Source organism: Stenotrophomonas sp. FR012, assembly GCF_047520565.2.
Lineage (GTDB): Bacteria > Pseudomonadota > Gammaproteobacteria > Xanthomonadales > Xanthomonadaceae > Stenotrophomonas > Stenotrophomonas sepilia.
Genome location: NZ_JAXBQL020000001.1, coordinates 643350 through 659817 on the forward strand (window position 1 = coordinate 643350; position 16468 = coordinate 659817).

General features: G+C 67.2%; 17 protein-coding genes. 6 read left to right on the forward strand and 11 right to left on the reverse strand.

The window, feature by feature from the left end; all coding sequences use genetic code 11:
• Positions 1-19: 19 nt before the first annotated feature.
• From ACM0O9_RS03085 to asnS, 11 genes are all read right to left on the reverse strand, one after another.
• Positions 20-1012 carry an aldo/keto reductase gene (locus tag ACM0O9_RS03085; RefSeq protein ID WP_065178612.1) on the reverse strand — a complete coding sequence of 331 codons (993 nt, stop codon included), beginning with the start codon at positions 1010-1012 and terminating at the stop codon, positions 20-22.
• Entirely contained in the window at positions 1012-1698 is a 687-nt protein-coding gene (locus ACM0O9_RS03090; RefSeq protein ID WP_053500718.1) for a DUF2461 domain-containing protein, read from the reverse strand. Before ACM0O9_RS03090 ends, ACM0O9_RS03085 begins: the two co-directional genes overlap by 1 nt.
• Positions 1695-3134: an exodeoxyribonuclease I gene (gene sbcB / locus ACM0O9_RS03095; RefSeq protein WP_005417410.1), complete on the reverse strand. Its 1440-nt coding sequence runs from the start codon at positions 3132-3134 to the stop codon at positions 1695-1697. Before sbcB ends, ACM0O9_RS03090 begins: the two co-directional genes overlap by 4 nt.
• Positions 3134-4501 carry an FAD-dependent oxidoreductase gene (locus ACM0O9_RS03100; protein ID WP_279945916.1) on the reverse strand — a complete coding sequence of 456 codons (1368 nt, stop codon included), beginning with the start codon at positions 4499-4501 and terminating at the stop codon, positions 3134-3136. The genes sbcB and ACM0O9_RS03100 overlap by 1 nt, the downstream gene beginning before the upstream one ends.
• A gap of 31 nt (positions 4502-4532) precedes the next feature.
• Positions 4533-5807 (reverse strand): kynureninase, encoded by a 1275-nt coding sequence (gene kynU / locus ACM0O9_RS03105; RefSeq protein ID WP_065178616.1) that lies wholly within the window; start codon positions 5805-5807, stop codon positions 4533-4535.
• Between the two features lie 137 nt (positions 5808-5944).
• Positions 5945-6466, reverse strand: a complete 522-nt coding sequence (locus ACM0O9_RS03110) for a 3-hydroxyanthranilate 3,4-dioxygenase (protein WP_049439577.1) — start codon at positions 6464-6466, stop codon at positions 5945-5947.
• A gap of 20 nt (positions 6467-6486) precedes the next feature.
• Complete coding sequence (gene can / locus ACM0O9_RS03115) at positions 6487-7149, reverse strand: carbonate dehydratase (RefSeq protein WP_005417406.1); 663 nt, start codon at positions 7147-7149, stop codon at positions 6487-6489.
• Between the two features lie 72 nt (positions 7150-7221).
• Positions 7222-7860: an FMN-binding negative transcriptional regulator gene (locus tag ACM0O9_RS03120; protein ID WP_065178617.1), complete on the reverse strand. Its 639-nt coding sequence runs from the start codon at positions 7858-7860 to the stop codon at positions 7222-7224.
• 7 nt (positions 7861-7867) lie between these two features.
• The gene (locus ACM0O9_RS03125; protein WP_005417404.1) at positions 7868-8182 is read right to left on the reverse strand and encodes a hypothetical protein; all 315 of its coding nucleotides are present in this window, start codon (positions 8180-8182) and stop codon (positions 7868-7870) included.
• Between the two features lie 5 nt (positions 8183-8187).
• Positions 8188-8487: a hypothetical protein gene (locus ACM0O9_RS03130; protein ID WP_005417403.1), complete on the reverse strand. Its 300-nt coding sequence runs from the start codon at positions 8485-8487 to the stop codon at positions 8188-8190.
• Between the two features lie 30 nt (positions 8488-8517).
• Positions 8518-9912: an asparagine--tRNA ligase gene (gene asnS, locus ACM0O9_RS03135; protein ID WP_005417402.1), complete on the reverse strand. Its 1395-nt coding sequence runs from the start codon at positions 9910-9912 to the stop codon at positions 8518-8520.
• A 128-nt stretch (positions 9913-10040) separates the two neighbouring features.
• On the opposite strand from asnS, the gene ACM0O9_RS03140 reads away from it, so the two are divergent.
• The 6 genes from ACM0O9_RS03140 to zipA all read left to right on the forward strand — a co-directional run bounded on the left by ACM0O9_RS03140 (position 10041) and on the right by zipA (position 16404).
• Positions 10041-10379, forward strand: coding sequence for a HesB/IscA family protein (locus ACM0O9_RS03140; RefSeq protein ID WP_005417401.1), 339 nt, complete (start codon positions 10041-10043; stop codon positions 10377-10379).
• A 241-nt stretch (positions 10380-10620) separates the two neighbouring features.
• Positions 10621-11058 carry a 30S ribosomal protein S6 gene (gene rpsF, locus ACM0O9_RS03145; RefSeq protein WP_005417400.1) on the forward strand — a complete coding sequence of 146 codons (438 nt, stop codon included), beginning with the start codon at positions 10621-10623 and terminating at the stop codon, positions 11056-11058.
• Between the two features lie 11 nt (positions 11059-11069).
• The gene (rpsR, locus tag ACM0O9_RS03150) at positions 11070-11300 is read left to right on the forward strand and encodes a 30S ribosomal protein S18 (protein WP_002804494.1); all 231 of its coding nucleotides are present in this window, start codon (positions 11070-11072) and stop codon (positions 11298-11300) included.
• 104 nt (positions 11301-11404) lie between these two features.
• On the forward strand, positions 11405-11854 hold the full coding sequence (gene rplI / locus ACM0O9_RS03155) for a 50S ribosomal protein L9 (RefSeq protein ID WP_005417398.1): 450 nt from the start codon (positions 11405-11407) through the stop codon (positions 11852-11854).
• 259 nt (positions 11855-12113) lie between these two features.
• Complete coding sequence (smc, locus tag ACM0O9_RS03160; protein ID WP_065178619.1) at positions 12114-15617, forward strand: chromosome segregation protein SMC; 3504 nt, start codon at positions 12114-12116, stop codon at positions 15615-15617.
• A gap of 46 nt (positions 15618-15663) precedes the next feature.
• Positions 15664-16404 carry a cell division protein ZipA gene (zipA, locus tag ACM0O9_RS03165; protein WP_111127391.1) on the forward strand — a complete coding sequence of 247 codons (741 nt, stop codon included), beginning with the start codon at positions 15664-15666 and terminating at the stop codon, positions 16402-16404.
• Positions 16405-16468 lie beyond the last annotated feature (64 nt).

A 16468-nucleotide genomic window follows, 5' to 3' on the forward strand; every position in this document is an offset into this window, starting at 1 on the left:
GGCAGTGCCGGGTGAAGACTCACTGACTGGGCGAACCACGGCCATCACCGAAGGCATCGACCAGCCGTTGCCGTTCCGCCGGAGTCAGCGCCTCCAGCCGCGTCGCCAGCACTTCGTCCAGGCTGCGGGTGCGGGTGGTGCCGAGGATGCCGCTGGCAACGCCGGGATGGCCCAGCGTATAGGCGAAGGCGGTCTGGGCCGGGCGCTGGCTGTGGATCGTGGCCACCGCGCGCCGCATCTGGCGGGCACTGCGCATCAGCTGGCGGCTGCTGGGCTTCAACCACGCGCGCGCCAGATACCAGCCATCGGCCAGCCGTGGCAGGCGCGCACGCGCGGGCAGCAGGTGTCCTTGCGCCAGCACGGTGCCGGCCAGCACGCCGATGCCCACTGCCTGCAGCCGATCGATAAGCGGTTCTCGGTCCTGCTGCAGGGCGTTGTAGTCCAGCAGTACCACATCGAAGGCGTCCGGATGGGCGATCATCCAGCGCAGGGTCGAGGCCGAGTGGGTGTTGATGCCGGTGTACCGGATCAACCCACGTTCGCGCAGGCGCTGCAGTGCCGCCAGCAGGTCGTCACTGATGTCGTGTTCGCTGGCGCCATGCAGCTGGTAGACATCAAGATGGTCCAGGCCGAGGTTGCGCAGCGACGCCTCGCAGCTGGCGGTGATGGCCGCGGGCGAGAAGTTGCGTTGCTCGGCGCCGCTGATGCCGGCCTGGCCGGTCAGCGTGCCGCCCTTGCTTGAGATCACCAGTGAATCGCGCGGGTACTGCTTCAGCAACGGGCGCAGGATGCGGCCCAGGCGCGGCTCGGCATGGAAGCCGGAATAGTTGTGACCGGTATCGAGCAGGTTCACCCCGTGGGCAAGCGCATGTTCGACCACGGCAGCCGCCTCATGCTCGGGGAAGCGGCGATGACCCCAGAAGCCGGAGCAGCCCAATCCGATCGGTGAAACGGCCAGGCTGGTGCGGCCGAGCACGCGCCGCTGGCGGGCCAGCGGAAGATTCTGCGACATCAGAATTCCAGGTCCAGCGCAGCGCACAGGTAGTCGACGAACGGGCCGAGCGCGGCCAGGTCCTTGCCCAGCGTGGACAGCAGGCGTGGGCCGGTCATCGTGGCGTCATCCAGCGAGCGCCACATCACCCAGTTGCGGTGCTTGAGGTCGTCGATGAACTCGAAGTCGGCCGGGAAGCCACGAGGGGGGCGCACCAGCTTCTCGCTCTCCTCGAAATCGAAGCGCTTGCGCAGGGCCGGCGCGTGCGCGGCGGCCTTCCAGCTGCCCGGGTTGTCGAGGATGAAATGGCGCACGCGGCGCTGGGTTTCCGGTTCCGGATGCCACAGGCCGGCGCCGACGAAGCTCTCGCCGGGTTGCAGGTGCACATAGAAGGACGGCGCGGCCACCTCTCGGCGGCGCTCATGGAACAGGCGCGCACCCTGCCAGGTCTTGTACGGTGACTTGTCGTTGGAAAAGCGCGCGTCACGGTGGATGCGGAACAGCGAGCCACCGACGCCGCGGGTATCGGCGCGGAAGTGCTCGCTGACCTCGGCCAGTGCCGGCTGCAGGTCGCCCAGCAGGCGCAGGAACGGCTGCCGGACGTGGTCTTCATACTGCTGGCGGTGGTCGTTGAACCAGGTCTTGTCGTTGTGCCGCGCCAGGCTGCGCAGGAACTTGAAACTGGCGTCCGAGAAATAGGTGCTCACAGCGTCTCCTGCAGGTGCTGGCCCCAGTCGCGCAACGATTGCAGCAGGGCCTGGCGCCGCGCGTCGCCGGGCGCTTCGGCGGCCAGTGCATCAAGCTGTTGCTGGTACTGGGGCAGGTTGAGTTCGCCCAGGCCGCCGTCGCCGAGCAGGCGCTGGCGGCGGTAATCCTGCCAACGCTGGTGCTCGGCCGGCGCGAGGCTGCCGGGATGGTTGCGTGCGCGGTAGCGGAACAGCAGCTCTGGAAGGCGCGGGTCGCGGAAGCGGCCTTCCAGCGCGGCCAGCTGCTCCGGCGCGGTGGTGCGTGCCAGCGCGAGCAGCGGCTTGTCGCCGTTGCCGAGGAATCCGTCGTACAGCGAGGCATCGACATCGGCCACGGTCGCGACGCGGGGCTGGTTGTAGACCTGGCGTGCCTTCTCGGCCAGCTGTGGAGCGAACGCGCGCAGCCGTTCCACCTTGGCCTCGATCGCGGCCACGTCCAGGCCGAGGCGCGCATGATCGTCGGCGCGCAGGTGGTTCCATGCGATCAGTGCCGGCACCTTGTTCAGGTGTACTTCCTTCAGCGGCACGCGTGTCACGCCTTCGGGCAGCTCGCTGGCCCGCATGTACAGGCGCTGTGCGATCACCTCGGCCGGCAGCTCCAGCAGGTCGTCGATCTCGCCTTCCAGGTCGAACACGATCACCCGGTTGTTGATGGTCGGGTGTACGGCCAAGGGCAGAACCGGTGCGGCGCAAAGGCGGCTGGCAGGGTAGCGCATGGAAATGTGCAGGACCGGCTTCATCGCGGCCACGTCCAGCAGGCCGCCGACGAAGCGCTTGTCGCGCAGCTTCAGTGCGTACTCCCACAGGCGCGGCTGCGACTGCTTGAACAGCCGAGCCATGCCGATGGTGGCGCGCACGTCTGACAGCGCTTCGTGCGCATCGCCTTCGCGCACGTTGTTGGCCTCGGCCAGGTGCTCGAGCTTGAACGAGGTGGCGCCGTCTTCGCGCAGCGGCCACCGGATGCCGTCCGGGCGCATCGCGCGCATCAGCCGCAGCATGTCCAGCAGGTCCCAGCGCGAATTGCCATTGCGCCACTCGCGCTCGTAGGGATCGTGGAAGTTGCGGAACAACCCGTAGCGGACGAACTCATCGTCGAAGCGCAGGGTGTTGTAGCCAAGTGCGCAGGTGCCGGGGCGCGACAGCTGCTCGTTGATGCGGTCGAAGGCTTCGGCCTCGCTGATGCCCTCGGCCAGGGCCTGCTGCGGGGTGATGCCGGTGACCAGGGTGGCCATCGGCGAGGGCAGCAGGTCGTCTGCCGGGCGCACGAAGAAGCTGACCGGCGTGTCGATCTCGTTGAGGTCGGCATCGGTGCGGATCGCGGCGAACTGCGAGATGCGCGTGCGCCGCGGGTCCTGGCCGAAGGTTTCCAGGTCGTAGAACAGGAAGCTGTCTGCCATCAGTGCGCGCCCTCCAGGACCGGCAACTGCGCGTGGACCTGCGTTTCCAGTGCGGCCCAGTCGATGTTGTCCAGTGAATCGTGACCGGCGGTGGCTGCAACCAGCAGGTCGCGCTGCAGTTCGGTGCGGCGCAGCGCCTCGGCGTAGGGCGTGTGCAGGAAGGTGACCATCGTGTAATGCGGCACGAAGCGGGTCGGCCAGCGCCGCTGCAGTTCCTGCTCCAGCTCGCGTTGCAGTAGGAATGCAGGGTCGGCCACGCGGTCGCGCATCTCCAGGTAGTTCTCAAGCGCCATCTGCTGGATGGCACGTGCATTCGGTTTGCGCTCGGCTTCGAACGCGGCGAACGCGCTTTCCAGGTCATCGGCCTCCATCAGCTGGCGGGCCAGTGCAACGCAGTCCTCGAATGCGCAGTTCATGCCCTGGCCGTGGAACGGCACCATCGCATGCGCGGCGTCACCGATCAGCACGGCGCGGCCCTGCTGATGCCAGCGTTCCAGGGTGAGCGTGCCGAGCAGGCCCGGCGGGTGTTGTTCCCAGTCCTTGCGCAGGTTGGGAATCAGCGGCAGGGTATCGGCGAACTCGCGCGCGAACAGCGCCTCGGCCTGCGCGCCGGTGTTGACCGTGGCAAAGCTGGGATCGCCCTGGTTGGGCAGGAACAGGGTGACCGTGAAAGTGCCTTCGTGGTTGGGCAACGCGATGCACATGTAGTGGCCGCGCGGCCAGATGTGCAGCGCATTGCGCTCGATGCGGAAGCCGCCGTCGGCGGCCGGCGGGATCTCCAGTTCCTTGTACGAATGGTCAAGGAAGGCGATGTCCTCGCCCAGCGGCGCACGACGGTTCATCGCCGCGCGCAGTGCCGAGCCCGCGCCGTCGGCACCGATCAGGGTGTCAAAGCGGATGTCGTGCGGGCTGTCGTCACGGTCATCGATGAAACGCGCGTAGCCCGCATCGAAATCCACGGTATGCAGGCGGCGATGGAAGCGCACGGTGGCACCGGCCTGTTCGGCCAGTTCCAGCAGCGTGGTGTTCAGATCGCTGCGATGGATCGACCAGATCACCTCGCTGTCGTCGCGGCCATAGCGCTGCAGCTGCGGTTCGCCGTCGCGTGGATGCACCATGCGCCCGCGCATCATCACCGCGCGCGCCATCACCTCGTCTTCCACGCCGGCCTGGCGCAGTGCATTGCGCCCGCGCTCGGCCAACGCCAGGTTGATCGAACGACCGCTCTCGTAGTCGGCAATGCGGGGATCGCCACGGCGTTCGTACAGGGTGATGCGCCAGCCTTGCCGTGACAGCAGGATGGCCAGCAGGGACCCGGCAAGGCCGGCACCGATAATGCTCAACGAGCGGGAGGCGTGTGCGATCAACGAACTGTCCAGCAGCAGGGGAGGGGTCGGCTTACAGGCCGGCCCAGGCTTCCACTTCCTCGACGAAATGGTGCACGTCCAGGTAGCGGTTGTAGAGCGGGGTGGGCGAGATGCGGATCACGTCAGGCTCGCGCCAGTCGCCGAGCACGCCGATGCCGCGCAGGTGCTCGAACAGTGCACGGCCACGCTCGCGGCCACCGATCACGCGCAGCGACAACTGGCAGCCGCGGCGCTGCGGATCGGCCGGGGTAATGATGTCCAGCACCTGCGGCAGGCGTGCGCGGACCAGTGCTTCGAGCAGGCCGGTCAGCGCCAGCGATTTGCTGCGCAGCGCCTCCATGCCGGCACGCTCGAACAGGTCCAGCGAGGCACGCAGTGGTGCCAGGCCGAGGATCGGCGGATTGCTCAACTGCCAGCCTTCGGCACCGATGGCGGGGGTGAACTGGGGCGCCATCTGGAAGCGGGTCGATTCCTCATGGCCCCACCAGCCGGCAAAGCGCGGCAGGGTGGTGTCGCGATGGTGGCGCTCGTGCACGAACGCGCCGGCCACCGCGCCCGGGCCGCTGTTGAGGTATTTGTAGTGGCACCACACGGCGAAATCGGGCGCCACCTCATGCAGGCGCAGCGGCAGGTTGCCAACCGAGTGCGCCAGGTCGAAGCCGATGCGTGCGCCCTGCAGGCGTGCGGCGCGGGTGATCGCATCGAGGTCGAAGGCCTGGCCGGTGCGGTACTGCACGCCGGGCCACAGCACCAGCGCCAGGCGCGGGCCGTGCTCGGCGATGGCGCGTTCGATCGCGGCCAGCGAAATCGTGCCGTTGGCTTCGTCCGGCTGCACTTCCACCAGACACTCGGCCGGGTCGAAACCATGGAAGCGGATCTGAGCTTCCACCGCGTGGCGGTCGGTCGGGAATGCGCCGGCTTCCATCAGGATCACCGGGCGCTGCGTGGTCGGCCGGTAGAAGCTGACCATCATCAGGTGCAGGTTCACGCTCAGCGTGTTCATCGCTACCACCTCGCTGGGCAGTGCGCCGACCACGCGCGCCAGCTGCGCGCTCACCAGGCGGTGGTAGGACAGCCACTGCGTCGGGCCGGTGAAGTGGCCTTCCACCGCCCGTTCGCCCCATTGTTTCATCACTTCCTGCACCGCTGCCTGCGCACCGCGCGGCTGCAGGCCCAGCGAGTTGCCGACGAAGTAGGTCTGCTCGCCGCCTCCATGGCGCGGAATCAGGAATTCGCCACGCAGCGGGCGCAGCGGATCGGCGGCGTCCAGGGCGATGGCGTGGGTGCGGCTGAGCAGGTCGGACATGGTCGGGCAACAGGCTGCAACGGGACCGCCAGTGTAGCGCCTGGGGCGTGCCTGCCGCCGAACCTGTAGAGCCGAGCCCATGCTCGGCTGCCGGGCCACGAAGCCGAGCATGGGCTCGGCTCTACAGGGGCAGGTGCTCAGCCCGCCGCCGGCACCGGCAGCGGATCCACGTGCCCGCACTGGCTGCAGGTACGCAGTTCCAGGCTGGCGTGGTAGCGCGCAAACACCTTGGGCAGGTCGGTTTCGATGTTCTGCAGCGGGAAATACTCTTCGTGCAGCTTGTGGTTGCAGCGCTCGCAGTGCCAGATCACGCCGTCCATCTCATGCGGCAGCCGCTTGCGCTCGACCACCAGGCCGATGCCCCCGGGCGGGCGCCGCGGCGAGTGCGGCACCTTCGCCGGCAACAGGAAGATCTCGCCGGCGCGGATCGGAATGTCGCGTACCGCGCCGTCCTCCTGCACCTTCAGCACCATCTCGCCTTCGAGCTGGTAGAACCACTCGGGGCCTTCGTCGTAGTGGTAGTCGGTACGCGAGTTCGGCCCGCCGACCACCATCACGATGAAATCGCCGTTGTCGATCATCTTGTTGCCCACCGGCGGCTTCAGCAGGTGGCGGTTCTCTTCGATCCAGGCGTGCAGGTTGATCGGTGGAGCGAGCATGGTGGTCATCCGTGTGGGGATCAGTCGCGACGGCCCTTGCGCGGCACGAAGGACAGCGCTTTTTCATACGCTGGCTGCAGCTCTTCCAGCGAACCGACGTCGATGCCCATTTCACGCACGCGTCCGTCTTTCAGGCTGTAGACCCAGCCGTGCACCATCAGCTTCTGGCCGCGGGCCCAGGCATCCAGCACGATGGTCGAGCGGCAGAGGTTGGCGACCTGCTCGATCACGTTCAGCTCGCACAGCCGGGCGTGCTTGAGTTCGTCGTCTTCGATGGCGTCGAGGATGCCCTGGTGCTTCTGCACCACGTCACCGACATGGCGCAGCCAGTTGTCGGCCAGGCCGACGCGGGTGTTGTGCAGGCAGGCATGCACGCCGCCGCAGCCGTAGTGGCCGACGATCAGGATGTGCTTGACCTTCAGCTGGTCCACCGCGTACTGCACCACGCTCAGGCAGTTAAGGTCGGTGTGGGCGACCACGTTGGCGACGTTGCGGTGCACGAACACTTCGCCCGGCGCCATGCCGATGATCTGGTTGGCCGGCACGCGCGAATCGGAGCAGCCGATCCACAGGTACTCGGGATGCTGCTGCTTGGCCAGCTGGTGGAAGAAGTCGGGGTCCTCCTTCTCGATGCGGTCGGCCCAGTCGCGGTTGTTCTGCAGCAGCTTGTGGATGTCTTTCATGTTCGGGTCCCTGGCGTCGGGTGGGGGCGCACCGCAGCCATCCAGCTGCGACGTCGCGGGAATCGGGGGTGTTCAGCCGCTGCGGGCGGCCTGTTCGCGGTGCCAGCGCATCCACTGCGCCAACTCGGTGGAGGAAGGGGTGCCCAGCTGTTCCAGTTCGGCGATCACGGCGCGCTGGTTGGCGTCGGGATGGTTCTGGCTCAGCTTCAGCTTCAGCTGCACGTGTTCAACCTGGAAACGGAAGCCGACGATGGCACGCAGTTCCGGGCCATGTTCGGCACGCGTGGCATCGAACTGCCAGGCCTGGCCGACGCTGGCTTCGAAGTGGTCGCTGATCGCGCCGACCAGCCCGGCCAGCGCATCGGTATCGTCGAAGGTGTGCAACTGGCCACGCAGCTCGGCGGCGGCGTAGTTCCAGGTCGGCACCCGTGCGGCAGGCTCCTTGTCCGGATACCAGCTGGCCGAGACGTAGCCGTGTGGTCCGTCGACCAGCACCTTGGCCGCACCGCCGTGGCGCGACTGCGGGTTGGCGCGGGCCCAGTGCCCGCGCAGCTCGATGCGCTCGCCCTCGCGCCGGTACAGCACCGGCATCCGGGTCAGCTCCGGCAGGCCATCGCTGCCGGGGGTGAGCACCGTGACGAATGGATCACGCGCCAGCAGGCGGTCCAGCCAGAGCAGGTCGGTCTCGGCGAAGGCGCGTGGAGTGAACATGCCTGGATCAGGCGCGCGCGCCCAGCGACTGGATCATGCGGCCGCGCAGGCCTTCGTCGTTGTCGGCCTGCGGCGGCTGCACTTCGTGCAGGCTGAAGCCGCGCACCAGCGCGTCTTCCTCGTCCAGACCGTCATACTCGACGAATTCGGCGTCGAACAGCTGCGAACGGGCGGTGTCTTCGCTGTCATAGCTCAGCGTATTGCCGTCGCTGTCGAGCACCTCAGCGGTGCCGGCCGGGCGAACGCGCAGGCGCGCCCAGATCAGGGTGTTGCCGAGGCTGGCCAGCCACCAGCTGTCGCGCGAGGCGGAAATGTCATTCATGGGGGTTACCAGAGCGAGGCCAGCCAGAGCAGGGCGGCCATGCCCAGTCCGGCCAGCAGGGTCAGCAGCGATACCCAGGCCGGCGTCGCCAGCCCGGACAGCGAGCGGTCCGGCTGCTGGCGATAGTCGCGGCGCAACAGCCAGGCCAGGGCATCGGGCTTGAGGAAGGCGCCGCTGCCGAAGCGCTCGGCGAGCGCCGGATGGCGGTCGCGAACGTGCACCAGGGTCAGCGGCCAGAAGATCACGAAGGCACTGAACCCGGCCACCGCAACGCCGACGAAACACAGGGCGAAGAACAGGGTCATGGGAGCCGTACCTCCGTGGACGTGTGGGGCTTAGAAGTCCGCGCTGCCCGGGGCGCGCGGGTAGGGGATCGCATCGCGGATGTTGGACAGTCCGCAGACGTACACCACCAGGCGTTCGAAGCCCAGGCCGAAGCCGGCGTGAGGCACCGAGCCATAGCGGCGGAAGTCGCGGTACCAGCTGTAGTGCTCACGATCCAGGCCGAACTGGGCCATGCGCGCGTCCAGCACGTCGAGGCGCTCCTCACGCTGGCTGCCACCGATGATCTCGCCGATGCCCGGGGCCAGCACGTCCATCGCGGCAACGGTCTTGCCGTCGTCGTTCAGGCGCATGTAGAAGGCCTTGATGTGCTCCGGATAGTTGGTCACCACCACCGGACGGCCGACATGCTCCTCGGTCAGCCAGCGCTCGTGCTCGGTCTGCAGGTCCAGGCCCCATTCCACCGGGAAGTCGAACTTTCTGCCGGACTTCTGCAGCAGGCTGACCGCATCGGTGTAGTCGATGCGCTCGAACGGTGCGTTGATGAAATCTTCCAGCTTGGTGATCGCGTTCTTGTCCACGCGCTCGGCGATGAAGGCCAGATCGTCGCTGCGCTCGTTCAGCACGGCGCGGAACAGGTACTTCAGGAACTCTTCGGCCAGGCGTGCGTCTTCGGCCAGGTCGGCGAAGGCGATTTCCGGCTCGATCATCCAGAACTCCGCCAGATGGCGGGTGGTGTGGCTGTTCTCGGCGCGGAAGGTCGGGCCGAAGGTGTAGACCTTGCTCAGCGCCAGGCAGTACGCCTCGACGTTCAGCTGGCCGGACACGGTCAGGAACGTTTCCTTGCCGAAGAAGTCGCGGCTGAAGTCGATCGCGCCCTTCTCGTCACGCGGCAGGTTCACCATGTCCAGGGTGGACACGCGGAACATCTGGCCGGCGCCTTCGGCATCGGAGGTGGTGATGATCGGGGTGCTGATCCAGTTGAAGCCGTTCTCGTGGAAGAAGCGGTGCACGGCCTGGGCCAGGCAGTTGCGGATGCGGGTGACTGCGCCGAACAGGTTGGTGCGCGGGCGCAGGTGCGCCACTTCGCGCAGGAACTCCGGCGACATCGGCTTGGGCTGGATCGGGTAGGTGAGCGGGTCTTCGACCCAGCCGACCACGTCCAGTGCGCTGGCCTGGATCTCGAACGACTGGCCCTTGCCCTGCGACTTCACCAGGGTGCCGGTGCCGATGACCGAGCAGCCGCTGGTCAGGCGCTTGATCTCGTCGAAGTTGGCCAGGGTGTCGTTGGCCACGATCTGGATCGGGGCGAAGCAGGAGCCGTCGCTCACATTCACGAAGGCCAGATTCGCTGAACCGCGCACCGTGCGCACCCATCCGCGTACCGTGACTTCGCCGCCTTCCGGGATCTTCCCGGCAAGCGCATGTTCAACGCTGACCACCGTCATGACTTGAATCCTCTGCTGATCGACTCGATCTGTGAACACGGGAGTTTACCGGTTGCAGCGTTCTGCTTGCGAGGCATTTTTCGTGGCAACGGCTCCTTATAATGTCCCCGTACCTCTGGAGTAGCCCCATGGCCGTCAGCCTGACCCCCATTGCCTTCGAGCGCGTGCAGCGCTTCGTCGCCCAGACCCCCGGCGCGCTGGGCCTGCGTTTCGGCGTGACCAGGACCGGCTGCTCCGGCTGGGGCCACGTGACCGACCTGGCCCGCGACGAGCGCGAGGGCGATACCGTGTTCGACCAGGACGGTGTGAAGATCTATGTCGACGCCAAGAGCCTGGCGTTGGTGGACGGCACCGTGATCGACTTCGGCAAGCATGGCCTGAGCGAGACCTTCACGTTCAGCAACCCGAACGCCACCGCCGAGTGCGGCTGCGGCGAAAGCTTCACCACCGACGCCGACAAGGCCTGACGCGCGGCTTTGGCGCCCGCCGGGCATGGCCGGCGCTACCCGCCTGGTGGGTGCCGACCTTGATCGGTACCGGGGCAGGGCATCCCGGTTCAGAAGGTCGGGTGCCCCCGGTTGCCCGCCATCCCCATCTGCGCCATAATGCGCGGCTTCCTGCCTTCCTGGCGGGAATCCTTGCCCCACCGCGGTCTCAACGGCGGGGGGCTGTCCGGCCGAAAGGCCACATCCGAAAGGTAGAAAAAACATGAGTCGTCATTACGAAATCGTGTTCATGGTCCACCCGGACCAGAGCGAGCAGGTCCCGGCCATGATCGAGCGCTACAAGTCGCTGGTCGAGAACGGCAACGGCACCATCCACCGCCTGGAAGACTGGGGCCGCCGCCAGCTGGCGTACCCGATCCAGAACCTGGTGAAGGCCCACTACGTGCTGATGAACATCGAAGCCGACCAGGCCGTTCTGAACGAACTGACCGAGAGCTTCCGCTTCAACGACGCCGTGCTGCGCAACCTGGTCATCAAGCGTGACGAGGCTGACACCGAGCAGTCGCTGATCATGAAGAGCAAGGACGAGAAGGGTGACAAGCCGGAGCGCGGTGAGCGCCGTCGTCGTGACGACGAAGAAGGCGAGTCCAACACCACCGCTGACAACGAAGCCGGCGACGACGCCGCTTCCGCCGCCTAAGGAGCCTTCCCATGTCCAAGTTCTTCCGTCGCCGCAAGTTCTGCAAGTTCACTGCTGAAGGTGTGAAGGAGATCGACTACAAGGATCTCAACACCCTGCGCCAGTACCTGACCGAGAACGGCAAGATCGTGCCGAGCCGCGTCACCGGTACCAAGTCGAAGTACCAGCGCCAGCTGGCGACCGCCGTCAAGCGCGCCCGCTTCCTGGCCCTGATCCCGTACACCGACAACCACGACGTCTGATGCCGGCGGGGCGGCCCGGTGCCGCCCCCGCTGTGCCAGCTATTCGGACAGCCTTTGTTGCGGGGCATCGCCTCGCTAACGAATAACTCATCTGGAGCAATACCATGCAGCTGATCCTCCTGCAGAAAGTCACCAACCTCGGCAACCTGGGCGACCTGGTCGACGTGAAGCCGGGCTACGGCCGTAACTTCCTCGTGCCGCAGGGCAAGGCCGTGCCGGCCACCGAGAGCAACAAGGCCGAGTTCGAAGCCAAGCGCGCCGAGTACGAAGCCAAGGCCCAGGCCATCCACGCAGAAGCTGAAGGCCGCAAGGCCAAGCTGGAAGGCGCGAGCGTGACCATCGCCGCCAACGCTTCGACCGAAGGCAAGCTGTACGGCTCGGTCGGCCCGCGCGACATCGCCGAAGCCTTCACTGCCGCCGGCCTGCCGCTGGAGAAGAGCGAAGTCATCCTGGGTGAAGGCGCCTTCCGCAACATCGGCGAATACGACGTGCTGGTCCACCTGCACGCCGACGTCGAGACCACCGTCAAGGTCGTCGTCGTCGCCGAAGCCTGATCCCACGCCGCAAGGCCTGGCATCACCGCAGAACGGGCGCCCGCAAGGGTGCCCGTTTTGTTTTATGGTTCCGTTTCGCCAGCTCGGGCCACGTGCGGCCGGCGGGGCAGGGCCGGGCAATGTTCCACGCCCATTCGTAGAACACGGCCACATCGGTATACTCAGGGCGTCACACCCGTTCCACGGGCATCGATCCCAACAGGATCAATGACTTGGAGGGTAAACGCAGGCCGCTTGCCGGCCCCAGTCCGGAACCCCTATGCGTCTTTCCACGATCAAGCTGTCCGGCTTCAAGTCGTTCGTCGATCCGACCACCCTGCACCTGCCGACCAACATGACCGGCGTGGTGGGCCCCAATGGCTGCGGCAAGTCGAACATCATCGACGCCGTGCGCTGGGTCATGGGCGAGAGCTCGGCCAGCCGCCTGCGCGGCGACTCGCTGACCGACGTGATCTTCTCCGGTTCCAACGCCCGCAAGCCGGTGTCGCAGGCCACGGTCGAGCTGATCTTCGACAACTCCGACCACACGATCTCCGGCGAGTACGCCGCGTTCAACGAAATCTCGGTCAAGCGCACGGTCAGCCGCGACGGTACCAGCAACTACTACCTCAACGGCACCAAGTGCCGCCGCCGCGACATCACCGACCTGTTCCTCGGCACCGGCCTGGGCCCGCGCAGCTACTCGATCATCGAGCAGGGCATGATCAGCCAGATCATCGAGGCGCGCCCGGAAGACCTGCGCGTCTACCTGGAAGAGGCGGCCGGCATCTCCAAGTACAAGGAGCGCCGCAAGGAGACCGAGACCCGCATCCGCCACACCCGCGAGAACCTGGACCGGCTGGGCGACCTGCGCGACGAGATCAGCAAGCAGCTGGAGCACCTCAAGCGCCAGGCCAAGCAGGCCGAGCAGTACCAGGCCCTGCAGGAAGAGCGCCGGGTCAAGGATGCCGAGTGGAAGGCGCTGGAATTCCGCGGCCTCGACGGGCGCCTGTCGAAGCTGCGCGAAGGCCTGTCGCAGGAAGAGACCAGGCTGCAGCAGCTGATCGCCGACCAGCGTGATGCCGAGGCGCGCATCGAGACCTCGCGCGCGCGGCGCGAAGAGGCCGCCGACGCGCTGAACACCGCGCAGGCTGCGGTCTACCAGGTCGGCAGTACGCTGGCGCGCCTGGAACAGCAGATCCAGCACCAGCGCGAGCTGTCGCAGCGCCTGCACAAGGCGCGCGATGAAACCCAGCAGGCGCTGGCTGAACTGGGCCAGCACATCAGCGGCGACGAGGCCAGACTGAGGGTGCTGCGCGAGGCGGTGGAGGCCGCCACTCCGCAGCTGGAAGCACTGCAGGAAGAAAACGAGATCAAGCAGGAAAGCCTGCGTGAGGCTGAAGAGCGGCTGGCCAGCTGGCAGCAGCGCTGGGAACAGCACACCTCGCAGAGTTCGGAAGCCTCGCGCGCCGGCGATGTCGAGCGCACGCGCGTGGACTACCTGGACAAGCAGATCCTCGACGCCGACCGGCGTCGCGAGGCCCTGGCCGCCGAACGCGCAGGCCTGGACGTGGACGCGCTGGAAGAAGCCTTCGAGCAGCTGCAGCTGCAGCACGACACGCAGAAGGCCGCACTGGATGAACTGAGCGAAGACGTCGAGCTGCGCAAGCAGGGCGTGACGGCAGTGCAGGAACAGCAGCGCAATGGCCAGAACGAACTGGCTGAACTGCGCAAGCAGGCCAACGGCCTGCGCGGTCGCCTGGCCTCGCTGGAAACCCTGCAGCAGGCCGCGCTGGGCCAGGAGCAGGGTGCAGCCGTGGCCTGGCTGAAGGCGCGCGGGCTGGATTCGGCGGCGCGCGTCGGCGAACGCCTGGACGTGGATGCCGGCTGGGAGAACGCGGTGGAAAGTGCGCTGGGCCAGCTGATCGAAGGCGTGCTGGTCGATGACCCGGCCAGCCTGGTCGGCGCGCTGGGCGAACTTGGCGAAGGCCACATTGCGCTGGTCGCCGACGATGCTGCTGAACTGAAGGTGGCGCCGACCTCGCTGGCGGCACGCGTGCGCGGCCCGGCCGCGATCCGTCGGCTGCTGGCGCACCTGCATGGTGCGAAGGACCTGTCCGAGGCGAAGGCCCTGCAGGCCAGCCTGCCGGAAGGCGATTCGATCATCACCCAGGGCGGCGAGCGGCTGGGCCAGGGCTGGCTGCGCGTGTCGCGCTCCGGTGCCGCCGAGCAGGGCGCGCTGCTGCGCGAGCGTGAGATCAACGAACTGCGTGAGCAGATCGAGCAGCTGCAGGACCGCGAGGCCGAGCTGGAAGAGCAGCTGAGCGGTTTCCGTGAGCAGCTGCAGGCGGCCGAGCAGCAGCGCGAGGACGCGCAGCGCGCGCTCTACCAGGCCCACCGCGCGGTGTCCGAGCTGGCCGGCCAGCTGCAGGGCCAGCAGGGCAAGGTGGAAGCGGCACGCACCCGCATCGACCGCATCGAGGGCGAGCTGAAGCAGTTGCAGGAAACGCTGGAAGCCAACAACGAGCAGGCGCGTGAAGCGCGCTCGCGGCTGGAGAGTGCGGTCAGCAGCATGGGCGACCTGGAATCGACCCGGCAGCGGCTGGAGGGCGAACGTCGGCAGTTGACCGAGGCCCGTGACCTGGCCCGCGATGCCGCCCGCGCGGTACGCGAGCGCGCGCATTCGCTGGCCTTGACCCTGGAATCGCAGCGCGCGCAGCTGGACTCGTTGAGCCAGGCGCTGGAACGCATGGGCACCCAGCGCGGGCAGCTGGACGCGCGGCTGGGCGAGCTGCACTCGCAGCTGGACGAAGGGGATTCGCCGGTCGAATCGCTGCAGGCCGAACACCAGAACGCGCTGGAAGAGCGCGTGCGGGCCGACCGTGTGCTGACCGAGGCGCGAACGCTGCTGGACGGCATCGACGCCGAGCTGCGCAACTACGAGCAGACCCGCCACCAGCGCGACGAGCAGGCGTTGGCCCAGCGCGAGCGCATTTCGCAGCGCAAGCTCGACCAGCAGGCCTTGGTGCTCAGCGCCGACACCCTGCAGGCGGCGGTGGAAAAGGCCGGCTTCGTGCTGCAGGACGTGCTCAATGCACTACCCGAGGACGCCCGCCTGGGCGACTGGGAGCAGGCCGTGCACCAGATCGACGCACGCATGCGCCGGCTGGAGCCGGTCAACCTGGCCGCCATCCACGAGTACGGCGAGGCTTCGCAGCGTTCGGACTACCTGGATTCGCAGCACGCCGACCTGACCACGGCGCTGGAAACACTTGAGGATGCCATCCGCAAGATCGATCGCGAGACCCGCGGGCGCTTCAAGGACACCTTCGACCGCGTCAACGCCGGCGTCCAGGCCCTGTATCCGCGCCTGTTCGGTGGCGGCCACGCCTACCTGGAACTGACCGGTGAAGACCTGCTCGACACGGGCGTGACCATCATGGCGCGCCCGCCGGGCAAGCGCGTGTCCAGCATCTCGCTGCTGTCCGGCGGCGAGAAAGCGATGACCGCGGTGGCGCTGGTGTTCGCCATCTTCCAGTTGAATCCCGCCCCGTTCTGCCTGCTGGACGAGGTGGACGCGCCGCTGGACGAAGCCAACGTCGGCCGCCTGGCCAACATGGTCAAGGAAATGAGCGAGAAGGTGCAGTTCCTGTTCGTCAGCCACAACAAGGCGACGATGGAGGCCGCGCACCAGCTGTCGGGCGTGACCATGCGTGAGCCGGGCGTCAGCCGCCTGGTCAGCGTGGACCTGGAAGAAGCCGCGCGATTGGCGGGCGCGGCCTGACGTGCCATCCTAGTTACCTGAATGAACTAGCCGGAGAACCTATCGAATGTCCGACACGGCACTGTTGCGCATCGGCATCCTGGCCGCCGGCCTGCTGTTGATCGCCGCGATCTTCCTGTTTGGCCGTCCGAAGAAAAAGCCCCAGGGGCGCCGCGTGGAAAACGCGGAACCGACCAGTGGCGAGCGCCGCGAACCGGTCCTGGGCGAGGACGGCGTCGTGGTGGCCGAGGGCCGCGTCGAACCGGGCATGGGCGGCGAAGGCGAGCAGGCCGAACTTGGCCTGGCCGACACCGATCCGGGCGCGGCCAACGACCTCGGCAAGCGCACCACCCAGGATTTCGACAAGATCGTCTCGCTGTTCGTGGCCGCCCGTGCCGGCGAGCAGCTGCGCGGCGAAGACATCGTGGTGGCGGCGGAGAAGACCGGCCTGGTATTCGGCCACATGAACGTGTTCCACCGCCTGGTGGAAGGCCACCCCGAGCGCGGCCCGATCTTCTCGATGGCCAGCATCATGAAGCCGGGCAGCTTCGACATGGCCAACATCCGTGCCATGGAAACCCCGGCCATCGCCTTCTTCCTGACCCTGCCGGCGCCGCTGACCGCGCTTGATGCCTGGGAGAAGATGCTGCCGACCGTGCAGCGCATGGCCGAGCTGCTCGATGGCGTGGTGCTGGATGACAGCCGCAATGCCCTGGGCCGCCAGCGCATCGCGCACATCCGCGACGAGCTGCGTGCCTACGACCGCCAGCACCAGGCACCGCCGCTGACCAAGACCCCGCGCTGGTGAGCGCCATGGCGTGCCGACCAACGGTCGGCACCCACCCCGACCAATGGTCGGCATCCACAACAGC